1 protein-coding gene is annotated in these 616 nt (G+C 36.7%); it reads left to right on the forward strand.

Annotation, left to right across the window (positions count from 1 at the left end):
* Positions 1-269 precede the first annotated feature (269 nt).
* Complete coding sequence (locus tag A3757_RS03670) at positions 270-599, forward strand: immunity protein YezG family protein (RefSeq protein ID WP_068510496.1); 330 nt, start codon at positions 270-272, stop codon at positions 597-599.
* Positions 600-616: the final 17 nt, after the last annotated feature.

A 616-nucleotide genomic window follows, 5' to 3' on the forward strand; every position in this document is an offset into this window, starting at 1 on the left:
AGTAATAAAGGCTCATTAAAAAATAATTGTTCGGCCTCTAACTGGTTTACGCTGTGTTTATCAACGTTTTTTCTTTCGTTGCCAGCATCCCAATTAAAGCCTTTTATTTGTTTCCAATTAATCATTTATGTATATTACCATCATATACATAAAAATGGCACTAACAAGCGGCTCCACCGGACAAATTTTATTGTCACCTTTTTTGTACCAAAAAAGCCGCCAATAAAATTTCCTCGGTGAGCCGGGCGTTATAGCAGGAATGGTGATTTATGAATATTATGGATGAGCAAGTATCACTATTGAATGAGTTGAGCGAACTCATGATGATAAGCAGTGAGCTAGGGTATGAATCTCTTTCGTGTGAGTTTAAATATCACACTTCAGAAGATGGTAGTAGTTCAATAGGATCCAAATTTAGTTATGTAATTGATGGTAAAAGGGTCTCAAAGGCACTTGTAAAACCTGAAAGAGAGCGGCTCTATACCGTTGTGCCTAAGCTTCACTCAGTTATGAAATCGCATACTGGCGGTGATTGGAAGTCATTTACACTAACTATAAATGAAACTGGTGAGGCTAAAACCAAATTTGAATACCAATAAAAGCTATAACAAGCAGC

It is taken from the genome of Oleiphilus sp. HI0117, from assembly GCF_001635235.1.